At 55.6% G+C, this 24,144-nt stretch carries 22 protein-coding genes; 20 read left to right on the plus strand and 2 right to left on the minus strand.

What is annotated here, in order from left to right:
• Positions 1-92 precede the first annotated feature (92 nt).
• From miaB to B2R48_RS05035, 20 genes are all read left to right on the plus strand, one after another.
• On the plus strand, positions 93-1,484 hold the full coding sequence (gene miaB, locus B2R48_RS04940) for a tRNA (N6-isopentenyl adenosine(37)-C2)-methylthiotransferase MiaB (protein WP_084272122.1): 1,392 nt from the start codon (positions 93-95) through the stop codon (positions 1,482-1,484).
• Positions 1,481-2,584 (plus strand): PhoH family protein, encoded by a 1,104-nt coding sequence (locus B2R48_RS04945; protein ID WP_084272123.1) that lies wholly within the window; start codon positions 1,481-1,483, stop codon positions 2,582-2,584. The genes miaB and B2R48_RS04945 overlap by 4 nt, the downstream gene beginning before the upstream one ends.
• On the plus strand, positions 2,568-3,158 hold the full coding sequence (ybeY, locus tag B2R48_RS04950) for an rRNA maturation RNase YbeY (protein WP_296998437.1): 591 nt from the start codon (positions 2,568-2,570) through the stop codon (positions 3,156-3,158). Before B2R48_RS04945 ends, ybeY begins: the two co-directional genes overlap by 17 nt.
• A 91-nt stretch (positions 3,159-3,249) precedes the next feature.
• Entirely contained in the window at positions 3,250-4,194 is a 945-nt protein-coding gene (locus tag B2R48_RS04955) for a hemolysin family protein (RefSeq protein ID WP_062957133.1), read from the plus strand.
• Positions 4,187-5,764 (plus strand): apolipoprotein N-acyltransferase, encoded by a 1,578-nt coding sequence (gene lnt / locus B2R48_RS04960; RefSeq protein ID WP_296998440.1) that lies wholly within the window; start codon positions 4,187-4,189, stop codon positions 5,762-5,764. Before B2R48_RS04955 ends, lnt begins: the two co-directional genes overlap by 8 nt.
• A gap of 111 nt (positions 5,765-5,875) precedes the next feature.
• Positions 5,876-6,346, plus strand: a complete 471-nt coding sequence (locus B2R48_RS04965) for a helix-turn-helix domain-containing protein (RefSeq protein WP_296998442.1) — start codon at positions 5,876-5,878, stop codon at positions 6,344-6,346.
• Positions 6,347-6,654: 308 nt separating this feature from the next.
• Positions 6,655-7,827, plus strand: coding sequence for a methionine adenosyltransferase (gene metK / locus B2R48_RS04970; protein WP_296998444.1), 1,173 nt, complete (start codon positions 6,655-6,657; stop codon positions 7,825-7,827).
• A 143-nt stretch (positions 7,828-7,970) separates the two neighbouring features.
• Positions 7,971-8,690, plus strand: coding sequence for a tRNA (guanine(46)-N(7))-methyltransferase TrmB (trmB, locus tag B2R48_RS04975; RefSeq protein ID WP_296998447.1), 720 nt, complete (start codon positions 7,971-7,973; stop codon positions 8,688-8,690).
• A gap of 508 nt (positions 8,691-9,198) precedes the next feature.
• Positions 9,199-9,738 (plus strand): ribosome maturation factor RimP, encoded by a 540-nt coding sequence (rimP, locus tag B2R48_RS04980; RefSeq protein WP_296998449.1) that lies wholly within the window; start codon positions 9,199-9,201, stop codon positions 9,736-9,738.
• Between the two features lie 9 nt (positions 9,739-9,747).
• Positions 9,748-11,304 carry a transcription termination factor NusA gene (gene nusA, locus B2R48_RS04985; protein ID WP_062957139.1) on the plus strand — a complete coding sequence of 519 codons (1,557 nt, stop codon included), beginning with the start codon at positions 9,748-9,750 and terminating at the stop codon, positions 11,302-11,304.
• Between the two features lie 18 nt (positions 11,305-11,322).
• A complete protein-coding gene (locus tag B2R48_RS04990; RefSeq protein WP_062957140.1) occupies positions 11,323-11,913 on the plus strand; it encodes an RNA-binding protein in 591 nt (196 codons plus the stop codon).
• A gap of 93 nt (positions 11,914-12,006) precedes the next feature.
• Positions 12,007-14,676 (plus strand): translation initiation factor IF-2, encoded by a 2,670-nt coding sequence (gene infB, locus B2R48_RS04995; RefSeq protein WP_062957141.1) that lies wholly within the window; start codon positions 12,007-12,009, stop codon positions 14,674-14,676.
• Between the two features lie 17 nt (positions 14,677-14,693).
• Positions 14,694-15,113, plus strand: a complete 420-nt coding sequence (gene rbfA / locus B2R48_RS05000; protein WP_062957142.1) for a 30S ribosome-binding factor RbfA — start codon at positions 14,694-14,696, stop codon at positions 15,111-15,113.
• Positions 15,113-16,039 carry a tRNA pseudouridine(55) synthase TruB gene (truB, locus tag B2R48_RS05005; RefSeq protein WP_296998454.1) on the plus strand — a complete coding sequence of 309 codons (927 nt, stop codon included), beginning with the start codon at positions 15,113-15,115 and terminating at the stop codon, positions 16,037-16,039. Before rbfA ends, truB begins: the two co-directional genes overlap by 1 nt.
• 17 nt (positions 16,040-16,056) lie before the next feature.
• Positions 16,057-16,326 carry a 30S ribosomal protein S15 gene (rpsO, locus tag B2R48_RS05010; protein WP_062957144.1) on the plus strand — a complete coding sequence of 90 codons (270 nt, stop codon included), beginning with the start codon at positions 16,057-16,059 and terminating at the stop codon, positions 16,324-16,326.
• 210 nt (positions 16,327-16,536) lie between these two features.
• Positions 16,537-18,660 (plus strand): polyribonucleotide nucleotidyltransferase, encoded by a 2,124-nt coding sequence (gene pnp / locus B2R48_RS05015; RefSeq protein WP_062957145.1) that lies wholly within the window; start codon positions 16,537-16,539, stop codon positions 18,658-18,660.
• Positions 18,661-18,758: 98 nt separating this feature from the next.
• A complete protein-coding gene (locus tag B2R48_RS05020; protein ID WP_296998458.1) occupies positions 18,759-20,153 on the plus strand; it encodes an NAD(P)H-dependent flavin oxidoreductase in 1,395 nt (464 codons plus the stop codon).
• Between the two features lie 191 nt (positions 20,154-20,344).
• Positions 20,345-20,785 (plus strand): iron response transcriptional regulator IrrA, encoded by a 441-nt coding sequence (gene irrA, locus B2R48_RS05025; RefSeq protein WP_062957146.1) that lies wholly within the window; start codon positions 20,345-20,347, stop codon positions 20,783-20,785.
• A 218-nt stretch (positions 20,786-21,003) separates the two neighbouring features.
• A complete protein-coding gene (locus tag B2R48_RS05030) occupies positions 21,004-21,438 on the plus strand; it encodes a rubrerythrin family protein (protein WP_213475759.1) in 435 nt (144 codons plus the stop codon).
• A 95-nt stretch (positions 21,439-21,533) separates the two neighbouring features.
• Positions 21,534-21,818, plus strand: a complete 285-nt coding sequence (locus B2R48_RS05035; RefSeq protein ID WP_062957147.1) for a YciI family protein — start codon at positions 21,534-21,536, stop codon at positions 21,816-21,818.
• A 44-nt stretch (positions 21,819-21,862) separates the two neighbouring features.
• On the opposite strand, the gene eutC is transcribed toward B2R48_RS05035, so the two are convergent.
• Together eutC and B2R48_RS05045 are read right to left on the minus strand one after the other, a co-directional pair.
• A complete protein-coding gene (eutC, locus tag B2R48_RS05040) occupies positions 21,863-22,636 on the minus strand; it encodes an ethanolamine ammonia-lyase subunit EutC (RefSeq protein WP_296998462.1) in 774 nt (257 codons plus the stop codon).
• A complete protein-coding gene (locus B2R48_RS05045; protein ID WP_296998465.1) occupies positions 22,637-24,028 on the minus strand; it encodes an ethanolamine ammonia-lyase subunit EutB in 1,392 nt (463 codons plus the stop codon). It lies immediately after the preceding gene.
• Positions 24,029-24,144: the final 116 nt, after the last annotated feature.

Below are 24,144 nucleotides of genomic sequence, written 5' to 3' on the forward strand. Positions count from 1 at the left end.
ACGGGTTCCAATCACCGATTGTACGGAACCCAGGCGCGGTGTGAGCGATCACACCGCTTTTCGGCGTTTTGAAAAAGCGAAACGGATCTGGCGTGACGGAAGCGAAGAAACTTTTTGTAAAAACCTATGGCTGTCAGATGAATGTCTATGACAGTCAGCGCATGCAGGATGTTCTGGCGCCACTGGGTTACCAGTCGGTCGACAGCGCCGAGGGGGCCGATATGGTCATCCTTAATACATGCCATATTCGAGAAAAGGCCGCCGAAAAGGTGTTTTCGGATCTGGGGCGCGTGCGCAAGCACAAGGAAGCCAAGGAAGCCAGTGGCGGCGACAAGATGATCGTTGCGGTGGCGGGCTGTGTTGCGCAGGCCGAAGGTGCCGAACTGATGAAGCGCGAACCCATGGTCGACATGGTGTTTGGCCCGCAGACCTATCATCGTCTGCCGGAAATGGTTGCGCGCGCCAATCGCGCAGTTGGCCGCAATCGCATCGTCGATACCGATTTTCCGGCCGAGGAAAAGTTTGATCATCTGCCAGAGCAGGTTTCAAAACAGGGCTATTCCGCATTTCTGGCCATTCAGGAAGGCTGCGACAAGTTCTGCACTTTCTGTGTGGTGCCTTATACCCGCGGTGCGGAATATTCCCGCCCCGGTGCGGATGTTATTCGCGAAGCCAAGCAACTTGTCGCACAGGGCACGCGTGAGCTGACCCTTTTGGGGCAGAATGTGAATGCCTATCACGGCGAAGCCCCCAATGGCGGGGAATGGACACTTGGCCGGTTGTTGCGCGAGCTGGCTGAAATCGACGGGCTGGATCGCATTCGTTACACCACGTCACATCCGCGCGATGTCGATGAGGACCTGATTTCTGCCCATCGCGATATCAAGAAACTGATGCCGTTCCTGCATTTGCCGGTACAGGCCGGGGGTGACCGTGTTTTGCAGGCGATGAACCGCAAGCATACCAATGCGGACTATCGCGACATTGCCAAACGCTTGAAGGATGCCTGCCCCGACCTTGCGTTGTCATCGGACTTTATCGTCGGATTCCCCGGTGAATCGGACAAGGATTTCGAAGACACCATGGAAATCGTGCGCGACATCACGTTCATTCAGGCCTTTAGCTTTAAATACAGTCCGCGCCCGGGTACCCCGGCATCGGCAATGGAATTGCAGGTGCCTGAAAAGGTCAAAACCGAACGGATCATGCGTTTGCAGGCACTGCTGGCCGAACAGCAATTGACCTTCAACCAGAACAGTGTCGGTAAGGAAATGGATGTTCTGCTGGAACGTCACGGCAAATATGAAGGCCAGCTGGTGGGCAAAAGCCCCTATATGCAGCCAGTCCATGTCAGCGGGTTGCCGGAATCGGCACTTGGACAGATCGTGCGCTTGAAAATCACCGAGGCGCTGCCTAATTCCCTTGGCGGCGAACTGGTCGACGCCACCCAAAGCGACCAGAAATCTGAAAGGAACGTTGCGTGAGCGGCACCCCCACGAAAAGCAAGACCAACACCAAGACCAAACATGCCCCCAAGGATTCCGATCAGATCGAGTTTCAGGACAATGCGCTTGCGCAGGTTTTGTACGGCCCGCAGGCCGAGAACCTGACGCGCCTGTCCGAGCGTACCGGGGTTCAGGTTTCAAGCCGTGGGCTGGTTGTGATGCTGGCCGGTGATCCGGCCAAGGTTGCACAGGTCAAAAAGGTGCTGTCCCAGCTTTATGCGCGTCTGCGTGATAAGGAAATAGATAATATCGATGTCGAAACGGTTGACGGTGCTGTGCGCCTGTCCGAACCGGACGACGCCGATCCGTGGAGCGGCCAGACCAAGGACATGTTTGGCGGTTCGCGCCTGACCATCCAGACCAAGAAGCGCCGTATCTCGCCGCGTTCCAAACGTCAGAAAGACTATGTCGAGGCGATCCTTGATAACGAGCTGATCTTTGGCATTGGCCCGGCCGGTACCGGCAAGACGTATCTTGCAGTTGCCATGGCCGTACAGGCCTTCATTCTGGGGCAGGTGGATCGCATCATCCTGTCACGCCCCGCGGTCGAGGCCGGTGAGCGCCTTGGGTTCCTGCCGGGTGATCTGAAAGACAAGGTCGATCCGTATCTGCGCCCGCTATATGACGCTTTGCATGACACGCTTCCGGGCGATGTCGTGATAAAACGCATGGAAAGCGGCGAAATCGAAGTTGCCCCGCTGGCCTTTATGCGTGGTCGGACGCTTTCGCATGCCTTTGTCATTCTTGATGAAGCCCAAAACACCACGCCCATGCAGATGAAAATGTTCCTGACCCGTCTGGGTGAAGGGTCACGCATGGTGGTGACGGGTGACATGACCCAGATTGATTTGCCCGATGGCACCAAATCCGGGTTGCGTGATGCACTTGAAACCATTGGTGATGTCAAAGGCGTTGCCACGGTCAAGTTTGATCAGCGCGACGTCGTGCGCCATCACCTTGTGACCAAGATCGTGCAGGCCTATGACGCGGCCGATGCCCTGCGTGACCGCCTGAAAAAAGGCTATCGCGGCGAAAAGGATGGCATTGGCAAGGGTGCGGACGATGACAGCACCGCTTGAGCTTGAGCTTGAAGTCGAGGCGGGTGATTGGCAACGCGATGAAATTGCCGCGATCGAGGCTGCTGTGATTGCCGCCCTTGATGGTGCGCTTGGCGATGGTGCCCTTTGGGATGATAACGCGGTTCCGACGGATGGTACGCAAGACGAAGGTGACGGTGCGTCGCTTTTGTCTGTCGCGCCAGTGATCGAACTTGGGGTACGGCTTTCTGATGATGCATCGGTTCGGATACTGAACCGGGATTACCGGGAAAAAGACAAGCCGACCAATGTGTTGTCCTTTGCTGCCCTTGAAAGTGCCGAGGATGCCGAGGCCTTTATGATGGCGCCTGATATGCCCCTGATGCTGGGCGATATCGTGATTGCGCGCGAAACCTGTGCCCGTGAAGCCATCGACCAGCAAAAGACCTTGAAAAATCATCTGGTTCATCTTGCGGTTCATGGCACGCTACATCTTGTCGGCTACGATCATATGGTTGATGATGAAGCCGAAGAGATGGAAGAACTTGAACGTCAAATTCTTGCCGGTCTTGGGATTGATGATCCCTACGCGCCGATTGAAGATGAACCCAACTAGACCCTGATCCACTAACCGGTTTGTTTGAACAAAAGGATGTCGAAACCGACCCATGAACGACTCTAGTCAACACGACGACGACCACGAGAGTATGCGCCCTCGCACTGGCGAGGATACAATTCAGGACGCCGAAAATGGCTCCTTATGGGACAATGTGGCCTCTGCATTGGGGCTGAAGCGTGGCAAGTCACGCAATGGCGAAGCATCGCTTTCTGATACGCTCGAAGAACTTGCCGAGCGGACCGAGGAAGACGACGAGCCGGTCTCGCTGCACGAACGTTCCCTTTTTGAAAACATTATTGCCCTGCGTGACATGACGGCAGAAGACGTCATGATCCCGCGTGCCGATATTGTGGCTGTGCCCAAGAATATCGAATTGCAGGAACTGGTCGAGGTGATGGTCAAGAAGGCCCATTCACGTCTGCCGGTTTATGGCGATACGCTTGATGACATTGCCGGCATGGTTCATATCAAGGACGTGCTGGGCTGTGTTGCGGCTGGTCGTGAATTCAGCCTGCAATCATTGCTGCGCCGGGTATTGTTCGTGTCGCCCGCCATTCGGGTGCTTGATCTACTGTCGGAAATGCGATTGTCGCGCACGCATATGGCGCTGGTGGTTGACGAGTTCGGCGGCATTGACGGCCTGATCACGATCGAGGATCTGGTTGAGGAAATTGTCGGTGAAATCGATGACGAACATGACATCGACCAGACACCGAAACTGATCCGTCTTTCGGACGGTTGCTATATTGCTGATGCCCGCTTTGAGGTCGAGGACCTTGAAGAAAAGCTGTCCTTTGGCTTGCTGGACGAGGACGAGGATGAAGACATCGATACGCTTGGCGGTCTTGTCTTTTCGCTTGCCGGGCGTGTTCCGGCCCGCGGCGAGTTGATCGAACATCCCAGCGGCATTCAGTTTGAAGTCCTTGATGCCGATCCACGGCGCATCCGTCGCCTGCGGATCCATATGGTACGCCGCGATGAGGATCAAACCCCTGCCGTGGCGGCAGAAACGCAGGAAAAAACGGATGATTGAAGCCATGGCGCGCCGACTTGCCGGTCTTTCAGGCTGGCGCAGGCGGTTTGTCTGGTTGTTATCCGGGGCAGTGGCAGTTTTGGCTCTGCCCCCCTTCTTCGTGATTCCGGTTCTGCCGGTGTGCTTCGCGGTTCTGCTCTGGAGCCTTGAGGGCGTTCGCTGCAACAAGGGCGCGCTTTCTGCCGGATGGTGGTTTGGCACCGGCCATTTTGCGGCAGGCTTTTACTGGGTCAGTCATGCCTTTCTGGTTCAGCCCGAAATTTATGGCTGGATGATCCCGTTTGCCCTGCTTGGACTTGGTGGCGGACTTGCAATTTTCCCCATGTTGGCAGTCTGGGCAAGCTGGCGTCTGGGCAATGGTCTTGTGCGGCGTGCGATACTGCTCGCGGTGTTTTGGGCCATTGTGGAATATTTACGCGGTCATTTGCTGACCGGTTTTCCCTGGAACCTTTTGGGGCATGTTTGGGCGATTGATGCCGCACCGATGCAATTTGCCTCGGTCGTCGGGATCTATGGTCTGTCCTTTGTTACCGCACTATTTGCAACCTTGCCTGCAGCTTTTGTTGCCGGGAAACGCGGTAAGTTGGCGGCAATTGGCGGTGTGATGATTGCGGTCGCACTGTGGGGTGGCGGCGCGGTACGCCTGATGATGGCGGGTCCTGACACATCGGATGTTGTAATATCCGACCTGCCGGCAGATGTGCCCATCTTGCAGATTGTGCAGCCCAATATCCCTCAGCGTGACAAATGGCGTCCTGAACTGCAAAACCAGCATTTTTCCTTGCTGCTGGAAATGTCACGTCGCCCCGAAGACCTGCGGCCCGATCAAAAGCGCATTGTTATCTGGCCTGAAACAGCTGCGACCTTTTTTGTCGAAACCCAGACGCAGGCGCGCATGGAAATGGCAGAAGTTCTTGGGCCCGATGATATCCTGATCACCGGGGCGCCGCGGACCTATCCGCGCGACACCGATGCGTACAAAGTTTGGAACGCCATTCAGGTCATTGATGCCAGCGGGTCTATTGTTGCCAACTTTGACAAGTTTCATCTGGTGCCGTTCGGGGAATATGTGCCGTTCCGTTCTATTTTGCCCTTCCCGAAGTTGACGGAAGGACGGACTGATTTTTCGTCCGGACCGGGCCCCCAAACGCTTTCGGTTAGCGGAATCCCGAGCTTTTCACCGCTGATTTGTTACGAAGTGATCTTCCCCGGTGCGGTTATTGATGACGCCAAGCAGCCCGACTGGTTGTTAAATGTGACCAATGACGGGTGGTTTGGCCGCAGCGCAGGCCCATATCAACATATGGCGGCAGCCCGATTCAGGACTGTTGAGGAAGGGCGTCCGTTAGTCAGGGCGGCCTATACGGGAGTATCGGTAGTGTTCGATTCCTACGGGCGCAAGGTTGCAAGCCTGTCCTTAGGGGAGAGGGCTACCCTTTTGCACCCCCTTTTGAGTGATAAAAACCATACAACAGTATATTATTTGTGGCGTGACTTTCTATTTTACGGTATTGTGACCTTCTTCGCCGTTCTCGCTATGGGATATAAACGCCGATTAAAATCCCTCTAGACGGCTGACAAAATTGCCGAACCGTCCGGAAATTGTCCCACAAAAACACGGATGGGTAGGTCGGAGTGAGAGAAGGAACTACCTTAAATGTCGCCTAGGGAAGAAAGTACGATGGTAAAGAACACACGTGGACGTGGTCGTGGCCGGACCGCAAGCGGCGCCCCGAATCCTGTGGATATTCACGTTGGCGCACGTGTTCGCCTGCGCAGAACGCTCCTTGGTATGAGTCAGGAAAAGCTGGGTGAGGCGATTGGCCTGACATTCCAGCAAGTGCAGAAATATGAACGGGGTGCCAACCGTGTTGGTGCGTCGCGTTTGTACGATCTGTCACGCGTTCTTGACGTGCCTGTATCATTCTTCTTCGACGATATGCCTGACGAGGTTTCCTCGAAATCGGTGCATGAACGTCGCGAAATGTCGGAAAGCCCGGATCCGTTCGACAACGACCCGATGAACCGTCGTGAAACGCTTGAACTGGTGCGTGCCTACTACCGGATCACCGATCCGAACCAGCGCAAGAAAATTTTTGAGCTCGTTAAATCAATGGGCGCGTTGCAGAGCACTGATTCCGATCAGAAATAATCGGTTTGACCGATAGATATTTGTCGAAAGGCGTGGTTCGCAAATTGTGAATCACGCCTTTGTCTGTTCGGTACAGTTGCCGTTGGTCAGGCGTTTGTCGGATTACCGTTTTGCGGCAATGATGCTTGACCTTCACATAGCGATAAGGCACAACCGACAGGACAGTTCGACCCAGAACTGACCAATGTGGACGGATTTGGACCGCTTGCCACCACACAAAAAAAGGCTAAGTGGGCGCTATCGATACAGCCCTGTATCGGGAGCCCTCCGGTCCAGTTTTGGAAACCCATTACCGGAGAAGGTCTTATATGTCTCTTTCCGATTATCTATTTACCAGTGAATCCGTCTCGGAAGGTCATCCGGACAAAGTCTGTGACCGCATTTCCGATTCCATCGTTGATGCCTTTCTTTCTGCGGATGAAGATTCGCGCGTTGCCGTTGAAACGCTTGCAACCACCAACCGTGTGGTTCTGGCGGGTGAAGTTCGTGGCCCAGAAAGCGTGACCACAGAGGTCATGATCGAAAAGGCCCGTCAGGCAATCCGTGACATTGGCTACGAGCAGGAAGGCTTCCACTGGAAGACGGCCCAGATCGACTGCCATGTGCATGAACAGTCTGTTGATATTGCTCAGGGTGTTGATTCTGCTGGTGAAAAAGACCTTGGCGCTGGTGACCAGGGGATCATGTTTGGTTACGCTTGTAACGAAACAGATGAACTGATGCCGGCACCGATCCAGTTTTCGCATCGTATCCTGCGTGCCATGGCAGCTGACCGTCACTCGGGCAAAGCCCCGCAGTTCGGCCCGGATGCCAAAAGCCAGGTAACCCTGCGCTATGCTGGGGGCAAGCCGGTTGCAGCGACCTCTGTGGTTGTTTCGACCCAGCATGCCGAAGGCCTGACTCAGGACGCTGTTCGCGAACTGGTTCTGCCCTATGTCGAATCGGCCCTTCCGGAAGGTTGGATGCCGCCTGCTGATGAAATCTATATCAACCCGACGGGTCGCTTTGTGATTGGTGGTCCTGACGGTGATGCCGGCCTTACCGGCCGTAAGATCATCGTTGATACCTATGGTGGCGCTGCACCGCATGGCGGTGGTGCGTTCTCGGGCAAGGACCCGACCAAGGTTGACCGTTCGGCGGCTTATGCTGCGCGTTATCTTGCGAAAAACGTCGTTGCAGCAGGTCTTGCAGAAAAATGCACCATTCAGCTGGCCTATGCGATTGGCGTGTCCAAGCCGCTGGCACTTTATGTCAACAACCACGACACCGGTAATGTTGATGAGCTGAAGCTGGGTGACGTTCTGCGTCAGCTGATGGATCTCAGCCCGCGTGGCATCCGCGAGCATCTGTCGCTGTGCCGCCCGATCTACACGCCGTCTTCTGCTTATGGTCACTTTGGCCGTCAGCCGACCGACGATGGTGGCTTCTCCTGGGAGCGCACCGATCTGGTTGGCGAACTGAAATCGGCATTCGGTGCCTGATTGGCAGAAAGCGCGTTGAAAAGTGCGATTTGCCAAAATCGCATGACGTGATAAGAGGCGGGCGGCCCGAGTTTTCCGGGCCGCCCGTTTTGATTTTCTGACGACCCGAACCTTCATTCCGACCCTGATCAACAGAAACGACCATGCGCAACAAAGACCGTCCGATCCCGACCGCTGATCGTCCAAACTTCTATGGCCGTCGCGGCAGCCGTCCGCTCAAGGATTCTCGCAAGGCCCTTGTGGATGCGATGTTGCCTGAAATTGGTATCACCTATCCGGATGAAGCCGGGGTCGACCCGAACAGCTATTTTGGTGCAAAGCCCAAACAGCTCTGGCTGGAAATCGGTTTTGGCGGTGGAGAGCATCTGGCCGGCCAGGCCGAAGCAAACCCGGATGTCGGAATTATCGGTGCAGAACCGTTTATGGACGGGGTTGGCAGCCTGCTGCGCCATCTTGATGAGCGAAAACTATCCAATGTACTCGTGGTTGCCGATGATTCGCGCCCGCTGCTTTATAAGCTGGTGGATGCCTGTTTTGACCGGGCCTTTTTGCTGTTTCCCGATCCGTGGCCCAAGAAACGCCATGCCGAGCGTCGCTTTATCGGCCCGAAAAATCTGGCGTTGCTCGCACGTCTTCTGAAAGATGGTGCTGAGTTCCGGGTTGCCAGCGATGATATGCAGTATATTTCCTGGACCTTGCAGCATATGCATAACCATCCGGATTTCGAATGGCTGGCAGAGAGCCCCGATGACTGGCGCACGCCGCCGTCCGACTGGGTGCGGACCCGTTATGAGCAAAAGGCGCTGCGTCAGGGAAAAAAGTGCAACTATCTGCGATTCCGTCGCAAACCACGCCAATCCTAAGTCGCGCTTGGTCAGGCGGGTAGCGACCCTGTGTCGGGAGTCGCTGTGTCTGATGCATGGTGCCATGGTGCTTGCGTGTCTGGACAGATTACGGCGGATCAGGGCAGGGCTGCGTTTGCAGCATGTCGCCGGGCACAGACTTTATTCTTTGATGAAAAATGGCCAGATCGGCGTTCCGTCGGATCTGTAAGATAACTGTGCCGAAAACAGTGTCCTGTGGCAGGGTTCCCGGTATTGGAAAAGGCAGGCAGTGCAAGCATTTGCGGGGGTGGCCGCGTTTAAGGCCGTTTGATTGAATATCGTTGCTGTATCTGGTCGCAGATCGGCGAGGTTGCCCGGTTTGCCGATATGCCCGGAAATCCTTGGGTTGAATGGCGTTGTGTGCCGGTATCCTGACTTGATTTCTGCGCAAACCGGCTGTATAAAGCCGCCAAGCTTTTTGTAAATTCTGACAAAGAGTGGGCCCCGCGCCCGCTCTTTTGTGCTTTTTGGGGTATGGCATCGCTTTATGGCTGAGCTGATTGGACAACAGTTAAAAGACCCGTTGATGGCGAAAATCGTAGAGATTATCGAGCCGTCAATCAACGCGCTGGGCTTTGAGCTGGTTCGGGTTTCGATGACCGGGCAGGACCACAATATCCTGCAGATCATGGCAGATCGACCGGACGCCACAGGCAGCATCAATGTCGAAGATTGCGCCGAGATCAGCCGTACAGTTTCCGCCCTGATGGATGTCGAGGATCCGATTTCGGGTGCCTATCACCTTGAAGTCAGTTCCCCGGGTATCGACCGCCCGCTGACCCGCGCCACACATTTTGATGTGTGGAAGGGATTTGAGGCAAAGGTCGAACTGGTGATGGCCGTGAATGGTCGTCGCCGTTTCAGCGGTGTGCTGGATGGGATTGAAGATAATGCGGTCGCTCTGATTGTGGATGGCGAACGTGTCTTGTTGCCGTTGGCCGATATCGCAAAAGCGAAATTGGTGCTGACAGATGAATTGATCGCGCACGTCACCGGTAATCGCCGGACTGACGAAAACGCAGAATAGAGGTTGGATATGGAAGCAACTTCGGGAATGCCGCGGCCGGAACTTTTGCAGGTCGCAGATGCCGTTGCCCGTGAAAAGGGCATTGATCGTGACGAGGTTCTCGGTGCGATGGAACAGGCCATTCAAAAGGCCGGTCGTTCCAGATATGGCCATGAGCATGACATTCGTGCCCATATTGACCGTAAAACCGGCGAAATCAAACTCGCCCGTTACATCGAGGTCACTGATGAAATCGAAAACGATTTCACCCAGATGTCACTTGAGCAGGCACGCATCCGTGACGAGAACATCAATCTTGGTGAATTCCTGGTTGATCCGCTTCCGCCGATCGATTTTGGCCGTATCGCTGCCCAGACCGCAAAACAGGTCATCGTGCAGAAAGTGCGCGACGCAGAGCGCGAACGCCAGTTCGAGGAATACAAGGACCGTGCAGACGAAGTCATCAACGGCGTCGTCAAGCGTGTCGAATTTGGCAATGTTCTTGTCGATATCGGTCGTGCCGAAGCCATTCTGCGCCGTGAAGAACTGATCCCGCGCGAAACCGTGCGTCAGGGTGACCGGGTACGTGCCCTGATCCTTGATGTTCGTCGTGAACAGCGTGGACCGCAGATCTTCCTGTCGCGTACCCACCCGACCTTCATGGCAAAACTGTTTGCCCAGGAAGTGCCGGAAATCTACGACGGCATCATCGAGATCAAGTCGGTTGCCCGTGATCCGGGTTCGCGCGCGAAAATCTCGGTTCTGTCCTCGGACAACTCGATTGACCCGGTCGGTGCCTGTGTCGGTATGCGCGGTTCGCGCGTACAGGCCGTTGTTGCCGAACTTCAGGGTGAGAAAATCGACATCATCCAGTGGTCGGAAGACCCTGCGACCTTTGTTGTGAATGCTTTGGCCCCGGCCGAAGTCACCAAGGTTGTTATTGATGAAGAAACCAACCGTATCGAAGTTGTCGTTCCGGACGATCAGCTCAGCCTCGCCATTGGCCGTCGTGGTCAGAACGTGCGCCTGGCATCCCAGCTGACCGGTTGGGATATCGACATTCTCACCGAGGAAGACGAAAGCGAACGTCGTCAGGAAGAAGCACGCAAGCGTGCGGAAATGTTCATCAAGGCCCTTGATGTTGACGAAGTGATCGCCCATCTCCTCGTTGCCGAAGGTTTCACCTCGATCGAGGAAGTCGGTTATGTGCCGTTGGCAGAGCTGGCTGAGATCGAAGGGTTCGAAGAAGAAATCGCTGAAGAGTTGCGCAACCGCGCACGCACCTTCCTTTCCGAAGAGGCAGAGCGTCTTCAGAAGCGTCGTGAAGAGCTCAAGGTTGCCGATGATCTGGTAGAATTCCCGGGTCTGTCGCTTGCTGTTGTTGTTCGCCTTGGCGAAAACGATGTCAAAAACCTTGAAGACTTTGCTGATCTCGCCAGTGACGAGCTGATCGAATATGTCGGGGATGCTGATACCATGACCATGGATCAGGCCAACGACATGATCATGGAAGCCCGCCGCAAGCTTGGCTGGTTCGATGGTCTTGAAGAAGAGACCGAAGAAACTGCCGAAGGCGAAGAGGCGTAAGCCTGATCGGAGGATGCCATGTCGCATCGTAAAGGCGGCAAGGTAGCCGAGGTTCCGGAACGCCGGTGCATTGTCACCGGCGAAGTCCGGAACAAAGAAGATCTTCTCAGGGTTGTAATCGGGCCGGATGGTTCGGTGGTGCCAGACCTTGAGGAACGGCTACCGGGACGGGGATTATGGTTGTGCCCGTCGCGGGATGTGATAAATACCGCCTGTGCAAAGAACGCCTTTGCCCGGGCGGCCCGGCAAAAAGTCGTGGTCGACACCGCACTTGCAGACCGGATCGAAGAATTGCTGACGCGCAAATGTATCGATCTGTTGTCGCTGGCGCGACGTGCCGGACAGGCTGTTGCAGGATTTGAAAAGGCCCGTGCCCAGATTGCCGAGGGCGCAGCCTTGATATTGGCGGCACGCGATGGTGCCGCAGACGGAAAATCCAAGATCGAGGCCAAGGCCCGGGATCTGCCGATTTATTCCGTTCTGGATGCTGCTGAAATCGGCGCGGCTTTTGGTCGCGAAAAAGCAGTACATGTGGCCGTTGCGCCAGGAGGCCTTGCCACGCGGTTGGGTCGTTCATGCAAGCGGCTTGAAGGATTTCGCGCTGTCTGAGATCAGACTCTGTGACCAGATAAGCGCCAGACGGACAGGACAGGATCGGCAGATGTGCCCGATCCCGCAGGAAATGAGGAAGTTGGACGGATTATGAGTGATCGCGAACAGGAGAAGAAACCGCTGAGCCTCAACAGATCGAAGCTTGAATTGAGCAAGACGATCGAGGCTGGGCAGGTTCGTCAGAACTTCTCGCATGGACGGTCAAAATCTGTGACCGTCGAAGTGCGTAAGAAGCGTACATTCGAAAAAAACGAATCCGGTCGCTTCCGTGAAGTGAAGAAGGATCTTGTTGAAGAGCAGGCACCGGCGGCAGAAAAGCCGGCACCGGAAGCCAAGAAGGAACCGGTAGAAGAGCCGAAATCGCGCCAGACCGTTGATGATCACGGCAATCTGACCGATAGCGAGCGCGCTGCCCGTATGGCTGCTTTGAAGGCTGCTGAAGAGCGCCGCAAGCAAGAAGAAGCGGATGCGGAAATTCGTGCGCGCGAAGAAGCTGCGCGCAAGGCCGAGGAAGAAGCGCGCAAGGCAGAAGAAGCCAAGGCAGCTGCTGAGGCCAAGCAGGAAGAAGAAAAGCCGGCTGCTTCTGAAAACGACTCCCCGTCTGTGGAAGAAGTCGAGAAGCAACTTGCAGCTTCGACCGCGAAAGGCAAGACCTCCAAGCCGAAACCGGCTGGCAAGCCGAAGGCTGAGGAAAATGTTATGCAGGGTGAGCCGGCAGAACCGCTGGTGCCTGAAGAACGTCGCCGTGCGGCCCCGGCAGATGCCAAGTCCAAAAGCCGCAAGGAAATTGACGAGGAAAATGCCCGTCAGGCTGCACGCAAGCGTGCCGAGGAAGAAGCCGGTCGCGCTGCGCGCGGCAAGGGTGACGATGGCCGCCGTCGTGGCAAGCTTTCGATCAATAATGCAATGAGCGGTGACGAAGGTGGTCGCCGTCGTTCCATGGCATCGATCAAGCGCCAGCAGGCCAAAGCAAAAGCGCGTGCCCAGGGCCCGCAGAAACCAAAGGAAAAAGTCGTGCGTGATGTGGTTATCCCGGACGTTATTACCGTTCAGGAACTGGCCAACCGTATGGCTGAACGTGCGGCAGACGTTATCAAGACCCTGATGAGCATGGGCGTCATGGCGACCATCAACCAGAGCCTTGATCCTGATACCGCGCAGCTGGTTGTCGAGGAATTCGGCCATAACATGCGCCGTGTTTCCGATGCTGACGTTGAAGAGGCACTGGTTGCTGCCGATGACAACGAAGAACAACTGATCGGCCGTCCGCCGGTCGTGACCGTGATGGGTCACGTTGACCATGGTAAAACCTCTTTGCTTGATGCCCTGCGCGCAACAGACGTTGCCGGTGGCGAGGCTGGCGGTATTACCCAGCATATCGGTGCCTATCAGGTCACCATGGCAACCGGTTCGAAGATCACCTTCATCGATACTCCGGGCCACGCAGCGTTTACCGAAATGCGTTCGCGCGGTGCGAAGGTTACCGATATCGTGGTTCTGGTGGTTGCTGCCGATGACTCGGTCATGCCGCAAACCATCGAGGCGATCAGCCACGCCAAGGCAGCTGACGTTCCGATGATTGTCGCGATCAACAAGATCGACAAGCCGGGTGCAAATCCGAGCAAGGTGAAAACCGAACTTCTTCAGCATGAAGTTGTCGTCGAGGAAATGGGCGGCGATGTTCAGGCGGTTGAAGTATCCGCCAAACAGCGCACCGGCCTGACCGAACTGGAAGAAGCCATTCTGCTGCAGTCCGAGGTGCTTGATCTTAAAGCCAACCCGGAACGTGTTGCCGATGGTGTTGTCGTTGAAGCCCGTATGGAAAAAGGCCGCGGTCCGGTCGCGACCGTTCTGGTTCAGCGCGGTACGCTGCGCACCGGTGATATCTTTGTCACGGGTCCGGAATGGGGTCGTGTCCGTGCGTTGATCGACGATCACGGCAACCGTGTCGCAGAAGCCATTCCGGGTATGCCGGTCGAGGTAACCGGTCTGAACGGTGTGCCGTCTGCTGGTGACGACTTTGTGGTTGTTGAAAACGAAGCCAAGGCGCGTGAAGTTTCCGACTTCCGTCAGCGCCGCATTCGTGAGACCCAGGCCGCTGCGATGAAGAAATCCGCGCTTGAGAACATGTTCTCGCAGAGCGGTGATGTCAAAGAACTCCCGATCGTCATCAAGGGTGACGTGCAGGGTTCTGTCGAAGCCCTTATCGGTACCTTGCAGAAACTCGGGAACGAGGAAGTCTCGGTCCGTGTCCTGCATAGCGGTGTGGGTGGTATTAACGAATCCGACGTTACGCTGGCGCGTGCATCCAACGCCCTGATCATTGGCTTTAACGTGCGTGCAAACCAGCAGGCCCGTGAACAGTCACGCCGCGACAACGTTGATATTCGTTACTACTCGATCATTTATGATGTTGCTGATGACATCAAAAAGATGCTGTCGGGCATGCTGTCTCCGGAAGTTCGCGAGAAGTTCCTGGGATATGCAGAGATCCGCGACATCTTTACCATCTCTGGCAACAAGATTGCCGGTTGTATGGTCACCGAGGGTATCGTCAAACGTGGCGCAGGCGTTCGCCTGCTGCGCGACAACGTCGTTATTCATTCCGGCGAACTTTCGACGCTTCGTCGTTTCAAGGACGAAGTCAAGGAAGTCCGTGAGGGCTATGAATGCGGTATGTCGTTTGCCAAATACAACGATATTCAGGCTGGCGATGTCATCGAGTGCTTCGAGAACGAGGAAATTGCCGTCGAACTGTAAGACGGTGAGGAACTGACATGGCGAAGCAACCAGCCAAAGCACCAAGTCAGCGACAGCTCCGTGTGGCGGAAGAAATCCGTCAGGCGCTGTCGCAGGCATTGGAGCGCGGAGACATTTACGACCCGGAACTGACCCGGCGCCCGGTAACCATCACGGGTGTCAATCTGTCGCCGGATATGCGCAATGCAATGGTATCCTTTACCCCGCTTGGCGGCGGAGAAGCAGAAACGTCGATGAAAGCGTTGATGCGTCAGAAAGGGCACCTGCGCAGTCATGTGGCCAATACGGTTCATATGAAATATGTGCCTGCATTGCGATTTGTCGAAGACAAGAGTTTTGATGTCGCTGACCATATAGGCGCCCTCCTTCGCGACCCGCACGTCGCGCAGGATCTTGTGGATGACCGGTCGGGTGACCCGGAAGATGAGGACGACTGATGGCGCGTCGCCGTCGCGGTAAGAGCATTAATGGCTGGCTGGCGGTCGACAAGCCCCTGGAGATCACATCATCAACTGTGGTCAATCAGGTGCGTCGTCTGCTGGATGCCAACAAGGCCGGACATGGCGGGACACTTGACCCGCTGGCGTCTGGCGTTCTGCCGATTGCCTTTGGCGAAGCAACCAAAACGGTTGCCTATGTCATGGACGGCAGCAAAAGTTATCGCGTAACGCTGAAATTCGGCGAAGCGCGCAGCACGGATGATGCCGAAGGCGAGGTTATCGAGACCTCTGATCATCGTCCGGGCGAAGACGAAATCAAGGCCGTGCTGGGTGAGTTCATCGGTGAAATCCAGCAGGTGCCGCCAAAGTTTTCGGCGATCAAGGTGAATGGCAAACGTGCCTATGACCTTGCACGCCGCGATGAAGATGTGGTTTTGCAGCCACGTCCGATTCTGATCAAGGATCTTCGACTGGTCGACATGCCAGATCGCGACCATGCCGTGCTCGACGTTGTGTCGGGTAAAGGTGCGTATATGCGATCTTTGGCGCGCGATATCGCGCTGCGCCTTGGCACTGTTGGCTATATCGCCGCGCTTCGCCGGACATCGGCGGGGCCGTTTTCGGAAGGGAACGCCATTCCCCTGCAGGATCTGCTGGATATGGACCCGGACGAGGTGATGAAGAAACTGCTTCCGGTTGAGACCGCGCTGGACGACATCCCGGCGCTGGCCCTGACCGAAGTCGAGGCGCAACGCCTTTCCTCTGGCCAGCCTGTCGGGCTGTTGCCGGTGGCAAAGCGCAATGCCCTTGAAAACCCCGTCGTGCAGGACGAAATCGTCTGTGCCATGCTCAATGACCGCGCAATAGCGTTGGCTGAGATCAATGGTGGCGAAATTCGGCCTGTGCGTGTTTTTAATCTCTAAAGGCGAAAGGATGCCTGATGTCGATTACTGCTGAACGCAAAGCTGAGCTGATCAAGGAATACGCTCAGAAAGACGGTGACACCGGTTCCCCCGAAGTCCAGGTTGCTATCCTGACTGAACGGATCAAGAACCTCACCGAGCACATGAAAGAACATAACCACGACTTCCACAGCCGTCGTGGTCTTCTCATGATGGTTGGTCAGCGTCGCCGCCTGCTGAAGTACCTGCAGCGCAAAGACCAGTCGCGTTACGAGAGCGTTATTGAACGCCTCGGTATTCGCCGCTGATATCGAACTGCGGCGGAGGGTGACCTCCGCCGTCGTTTTTTTTATTGTTCCGGTGGATCGGAACACGAGAAGCAGGGTCGGATGGGCCGACCCGATGCTTACGCCGGACCCATTACTCATGACGCTGTCATGCAAGCCTCATGAGTAATGTGTTCGGAACTCGTGTATACTTTCGGGTCCGCCAGAGGTTTGTAAGAGGAAGAGAAAATAATGTTTAATGTCGTCCGTAAGGAAATGCAGTGGGGCAATGCCAAACTGGTTCTTGAAACCGGTAAAATTGCCCGTCAGGCGGATGGTGCCGTCAAGGTTACCTACGGTGAAACCGTTGTCCTGTGTACTGCTGTTGGCGCAAAACAGCCGCGCCCGGATGTCGACTTTTTCCCGCTGACGGTTAACTACCAGGAAAAAGCATTTGCCGCTGGCAAAATCCCCGGTGGTTTCTTCAAGCGTGAAGGCCGCCCGTCTGAAAAAGAAACCCTTGTTTCGCGTCTGATCGACCGTCCGATCCGTCCGCTGTTCCACCCGCAGTATCGTAACGACACCCAGATCGTTTGTACCGTTCTGTCGCATGACATGGAAAACGACCCGGACGTGGTTGCGATGATCGGTACCTCCGCTGCGCTGACCATTTCCGGTCTGCCGTTCCTCGGCCCGATCGGTGCAGCCCGCGTTGGTTACAAGGATGGTGAATACCTGCTGAACCCGTCGACCGAAGCGGTCAAGGAAAGCGATCTTGATCTTGTTGTTGCGGGTACCCGTGATGGCGTGATGATGGTTGAGTCCGAAGCATCCGAACTGTCCGAAGACATCATGCTGGGTGCCGTCAAATTCGGTCACGAACAGTTCCAGGGCGTTCTCGACCTGATCATCGAACTGGCCGAAGAAGCTGCCAAAGAGCCGCGCGAAGTTGCCGGTCTTCCGGATGGCTATGACGCGCTGGTCGAAAAAGTTGCTGCACTGGGCACCGAAAGCCTGACCGCAGCATACGCAAACGTTGTCAAGCAGGAGCGTTCGGCTGCTGTTGCTGCAGCGAAAGCCGAGATCGTTGAAAAACTTGGTGATGAAGTTCCGGACGAACTCAAAGGCAAGGTTTCCTCGATCATCAAGGATCTGGAAAAAGACATCGTTCGCGGTGCGATCCTGAAAACCGGCAAGCGTATCGATGGCCGTACCGGTGCTGACGTTCGCCCGATCCTTGGCGAAGTTTCGGTTCTGCCGCGTTCGCACGGTTCGTCGATCTTCACCCGTGGTGAAACCCAGGCACTGGCTGTTGTTACCCTTGGTACCGGTCAGGACGAGCAGATCGTTGACGCCCTTGACGGTGAATACCGTGAAGGCTTCATGCTGCATTACAACTTCCCGCCCTACTCGGTTGGTGAAGCTGGCCGCATGGGTTCGCCCGGCCGTCGTGAAATCGGTCATGGTAAACTGGCATGGCGTGCCCTGCATCCGCTGATGCCGAGCAAGGAAGCCTTCCCGTACACCACCCGTATCGTTTCGGAAGTCACCGAATCAAACGGTTCGTCCTCGATGGCCACCGTTTGCGCAAGTTCGCTTGCGATGATGGATGCCGGTGTTCCGCTGGCACGTCCGGTTGCTGGTATCGCCATGGGCCTGATCAAGGAAGCTGAGGACTTTGCCGTCCTGTCCGACATCATGGGTGACGAAGATCACCTTGGCGACATGGACTTCAAGGTTGCCGGTACCGAGAACGGTATCACCTCGCTGCAGATGGACATCAAGATCACCTCGGTGACCGCGGAAATCATGCAGATTGCTCTGAAACAGGCACGTGATGGCCGCCTGCACATCCTGGGCGAAATGTCCAAGGCGCTGCCGGAAGCACGCGGTGAAGTTTCGGGCAATGCACCGACCATTACCCAGTTCTCGATCCCGAAAGACAAAATTCGTGACGTCATCGGTTCGGGCGGCAAGGTCATTCGCGAAATCTGCGAAGAGACCGGTGCAAAGGTCGACATCGAAGACGATGGTTCGATCACCGTCGCACATACAGACGGTGCGAAAGGCAAGCAAGCTGTCGATTGGATCAAATCGATCGTTGCGGAACCTGAATTGAATCATATCTATGATGGTAAGGTCGTTAAGGCTGTCGATTTCGGCGCATTCGTAAACTTCTTCGGTGCGCGCGACGGTCTTGTTCACATTTCCGAACTGGCGCCTGAGCGTGTCAAACAGGTTTCGGACATCGTGAAAGAAGGCGACCAGGTTAAAGTCAAAGTCATCGGTTTCGATGATCGCGGTAAAATCAAGCTGTCGATGAAACGTGTTGACCAGGAAACCGGTGCCGACCTGGATGCAGGCGACGCCGAATAAGCTATTGAGATGCCGGACGGCGATAAAAACGCGACGTCGTCCGGCACTCTGCACGATACCTTGGTGTCGTGGGCAAATGCCGAATGGGAGAGACGAATTTGAAAGCCCTTAAACCGCTCGTCATGTCGGGTAAAGAAGTCTTGCCAGTTATCGAAGGTGGCAAAGGCGTTGCTGTATCGACGGGTAAAAGTTCCGGCGCATGGGCTGCTGCCGGTGGTATCGGGACTTTTTCCGCTGTGAATGCCGATTCTTATGACGAGAATGGCAATCTGGTCCCGATCGAATATGCAGGAAAAACCCGTAGTGACCGTCATCAGGAACTGATTGCTTACGGTATTCGTGGCGGGATCGCACAAGCACAAATTGCACATGAAATGCGCAATGGCGAAGGCCGTTTGCATATGAATGTGTTGTGGGAAATGGGCGGTGCTGAACCCATTCTCCATGGTGTTCTTGAAGGTGCCAAAGGTCTGATCCATGGCGTGACCTGTGGCGCGGGTATGCCCTACAAGATTGCGCAGATCTCTGCGCAGTATGGCGTACATTATTATCCGATCGTGTCTTCGGCGCGCGCGTTTCGTGCGCTGTGGCTGCGGTCCTATAAAAAGATACCGGAATGGCTGGGCGGCGTGGTCTATGAAGATCCGTGGCGTGCCGGTGGCCATAACGGTTTGTCGAATTCCGAAGACCCGCTGGTGCCCGAAGATCCGTTCCCGCGTGTCGCGGCCCTGCGTGAATTCATGAATTCCGTTGGCTTGAATGATGTTCCGATCATCATGGCCGGTGGCGTCTGGTTCCTGCGCGATTTCGAAGACTGGATCGACAATCCGGAAGTTGCCCCGGTGGCCTTCCAGTTTGGTACGCGTCCGCTTTTGACGCAGGAAAGCGAGATTTCCGATGAATGGAAATCCCGTCTGACCAACCTTCAGAACGGCGATGTTTCGTTGCACAAATTCAGCCCGACGGGCTTCTATAGCTCGGCTGTGCGCAACGAATTCCTTGAAGACCTTCATCAGCGATCTGACCGTCAGGTACGCTATTCGCGTACTGCCGAGGCAGACCTTCATGTCGGTATTCCGCTTGGCCGTCGTGGACGCCCGATCTATGTGCGTGAAGACGATGCCGACAAGGTCAAGGCATGGCTTGAGGCCGGTTATACAGAAGGTATGCCGACCCCGGATGACACCATGGTATTTGTCACCCCGGAGAGCGCGCTGACGATCAAAAAAGACCAGATCGATTGCATGGGCTGTCTGTCACAGTGCCAGTTCTCCAACTGGGAACAGCACGAAGGCACGACAGGCAAGCGTGCCGATCCGCGGTCCTTCTGCATTCAGAAGACGCTTCAGAGCATCGCACATGGTGCCGATGTCGAACATGAACTGATGTTTGCCGGTCACAACGCCTACAAGTTTGGCGAAGATCCGTTCTATGCCAACGGCAATATTCCGACTGTGAAGGAACTGGTCGACCGCATCATGACGGGCGACTGATCCGGATCTCAGATCAAATAAAAAGGCCGGTTTTTTTACCGGCCTTTTTTGTTTGTATTTTGCAATATTACGTCCCGCGATTGTAGTTGATCAAAATCAAAGAATAACGCGTTCGGGTTCTCTAGGCTTGTTCCAAGCATTCATTAGGGCCATCACGATTCTGGCCCGGTCACGAACAAAGGGGCAAAGCTATGGGACATACCTCGCGTCCATACACCAATGCGCTTAACCGGCTCAAAGATGCCAGTCTGCGTCCAACACGTCAGCGTCTGGCACTGGCACGTCTGCTGTTTGATGACGGTCATCGTCATGTCACGGCAGAGCAATTGCATTCCGAAGCCATGAGCAACAACATCAAGGTGTCACTGGCGACTGTGTACAACACCCTGCACCAGTTCACCGATGCGCAGCTTCTCAATGAAATCGTGATTGATTCAGGTCGGTCCTACTTCGATACCAACACCGAACCGCATTACCATTTCTATTGCGAAGAAGACGGCATGCTGTCTGACATCCCGGCAGGTGACGTCAAGATCGCAAACATCCCGAACATGCCAAGCGGCACGGAACTGGCATCGGTTGACCTGGTCTTCCGTCTGCGACGCAATCGCGCGGAACAGGACGCGGCATAATCATTCTCGCCGTCGTTTTGCGCAAACTTGCGCAGGTGACAGGCATGTGAAATCTGGCAACGCCAATGGGCTATTGCCCCAGCCCCGCTTGACGATGACAGATTTTACGACAAATAAATGGCGGCAGAACCACCCGGTTCTGCCGCCTTATTTTTTACGACATTTGCCCATACACAAATGGCTGTATGAGGTCGATCAATAACAAGGAAACGGCGCACATGCCGATCAAGGGAACACGTACCGAGGCAAACCTGCGCAAGGCCTTTGCCGCCGAGGCGCAAACCAACCGTCGCTATCTTTACTTTGCCCAGCAGGCCGATATCGAAGGTCAGTCCGAAGCCGCCGAATTGTTTCGCACCGCCGCCGAAGCGGAAACCGGGCATGCATTTGGCCATTTGGAGTTTCTGGAATCTGCAGGTGATCCGCTGACAGGTCGGGAACTGGGTACGACGCGGCGTAACCTTGAAGCGGCACTTTCCCAAGAGCAGCAAGAAGCCGAAGCGGATTATCCGGAAATGGCGCGCATTGCCCGCGAAGAGGGCCTTGAAGACGTCGCTGCGTGGTTTGAAAGTCTTGCACGGGTCGAGAGTGCGCATGCAGAGCGGATCGAATATCTTCTTACCCGGATGGGAAGCAAAACGGACGGTGCATAAAGCTGCCTGATCGCCAAAATGTGATTTGTGATCAGCGTTGAAACGCCGGATTGTGCCCAATCCCAACCCTCAGAATTCAACAGGGAAAATCAGCAATGTTTGTTGTCTCGCTGAACTACAAGGTTCCGCTTGAACAGGTCGATGCGCATATCGAAGACCATATCGCGTGGCTGAAGCAGGCTTATGCCAAGGGCATGTTTTTGGCATCCGGTCGCAAGGTGCCGCGCGATGGCGGCGTGATCCTTGCCAAGGGTGATCGGGCCGCACTGGAAGATGAATTGACGCGCGATCCGTTTCATCAGCATGATCTGGCCGATTACCATATCACCGAGTTTGATCCGGTGATGGTGGCAGACGGTCTGGAGGCGCTTCAGGGCTGAGGGCAAACAAGGGCGCTGTCTTCGCGCCCCGCCACCCCGCATGCCTAGCCTTCAATCAGATCCGGATTGGATGAATTGTCCTTGAGCGCAACACCCGACAGACCCATCTTGCGCGATTCGACCATCAAATAGGCGATCTTTTTCGCGGCCTTTTCCGGGGTCAGACCGGCCGGCCGGATGTTTGAAACGCAGTTGCGATCCGCGTTCGAGCGCCCGCGCTTTGGCCCCCATGTCAGATAGCATCCAAGCGAATCCGCGCTCGACAGGCCCGGACGTTCGCCGATCAGCATCACGGTCAGCTTCGCCCCCAATGCCGCACCGATTTCATCACCCAATCCGACGCGTGACTGGGTGGCGAGTGTGATCGGGGCGACAGACCAGCTTTGCCCCAAGTGATCAAGGATCAGCTTCAAGGTATTGGCAGCGTGGTCATGGGTCGCACGGGCCGATAGGCCATCAGCCAGAATGAACGCAACGTCATAATCCCCGACGTACTTGCCAAGTGCAGCAGCAGAATCTTCGTCCAACAACCGGCCAAGGTCGGGACGCTGTAGATAGGTCGGTCGATCCGGCGCGGCGGAATGGACATCAAGGATCGCGTGATCAAGCCCGTCAAGCTGGTCACGAACCGCGCTGGCATCAAAGGCCATATGTACAGAATCCCGCGCACGCGCATGCGCCATCTGAAATTCAAGCAGCCGTTCGGTCGGCAAGCCGTCGCCGACCCGGCCAAGGCCGATGCGGGCATCGGTATGGGCACGAAGCGTATTCCATGGATCAAGGCCGCTTGGGATTTTCTTGTTGGTCAGATTGCTCATTTAAGCGGCCCCCGACCATGCCAAAAGGTTCTGGGCGGCCTGCCCGTCAAGTTGCGGGCGGGTGCGGCCGTTCTGATCAAGGATCTCCATCTTGCGCAGCCAGGCGGCAAATTCCGGTGCCGGTTGCAGACCCAGCACAGAGCGCAGATACATCGCATCATGGAAACTCGTGCTTTGGTAATTGAGCATGATGTCATCCGCACCCGGAACACCGATGACAAAATTGCAGCCGGCAACACCCAAAAGGGTCAGCAGGTTGTCCATGTCATCCTGATCAGCTTCGGCATGGTTGGTATAGCAAACATCACAGCCCATCGGCACGCCAAGCAACTTGCCACAAAAATGGTCTTCAAGCCCCGCACGGGTGATTTGCTTGCCATCAAACAGATATTCCGGCCCGATAAAGCCGACCACCGTATTGACCAGAAGTGGCGAATACTTGCGCGCAACCGCATAGGCGCGCGCCTCGACAGTTTGCTGATCAATGCCTTCGTGGGCGTCTGCTGAAAGGGCGGCTCCCTGACCGGTTTCGAAATACATCACATTATTGCCGACTGTGCCGCGTTTAAGCCCCTTGGCGGCGTCTTCGGCCTCGGCCAGCATGGCCTGGGTGATGCCAAAGCTTTCATTGGCCTTTTGCGTGCCGGCAATCGACTGGAACACCAGATCAACCGGCGCATTGCGCGCCATCACGTCAATGGCCGTGGTGACGTGGGCCAAAACGCATGACTGGGTCGGGATATCGATCCGTTCACGGACCTCGTCAATTAGTTTGAGAAGCTCGATCATGGCTTCGGGGCTGTCAGTGGCCGGATTGATGCCAATCACCGCGTCCCCACTGCCATGCATCAGACCATCAAGGATGGAGGCCGCAACACCGGCAGGATCATCGGTCGGATGATTGGGTTGCAGGCGCACCGAAAGATGGCCGGGCAAGCCAACTGTATTACGAAAGGCCGTGACCACGTGGCATTTCTTGGCTACCGCAATCAGGTCCTGATTGCGCATCAGTTTTGATACCGCCGCGACCATTTCGGGCGTCAGGCCGGGGGCCAGATGCCTGAGCGCTTCGGGGGTGGCATCATCGGTCAGAAGCCAGTTGCGAAAATCGCCAACGGTCATCGAGGATACCGGCGCAAAGGCATCTGCATCATGGTCATCAATGATCATGCGCGTGACATCATCGTCTTCGTAGGGTACGAGTGCCTCGCTTAAAAACCGTTTGAGCGGTACATCGGCAAGCGCAAAGCGTGCCGCCACCCGTTCCTCATCTGAACTTGCCGCCAGTCCGGCCAGCAAATCGCCGGAACGAAGCGGGCTTGACTTTGCCAACAGGGTTTTCAGGTCGGGAAAGGTAAAGCGTTCAAAACTGAATGGCGCGCCGGTCTGCAAGTTCTGCCTCCTGAAGCATGAAAGACATCGCCAAGGGTTTCTGCCCCTGTTCACAAAGGAAAACAGCGCCAAACATGACGCTGTTGCGATGCATGATCATCATCTTCCCATGGAAG

Origin of the sequence: Thalassospira sp. UBA848, from assembly GCF_002295455.1 — a bacterium.
Taxonomy (GTDB): domain Bacteria; phylum Pseudomonadota; class Alphaproteobacteria; order Rhodospirillales; family Thalassospiraceae; genus Thalassospira.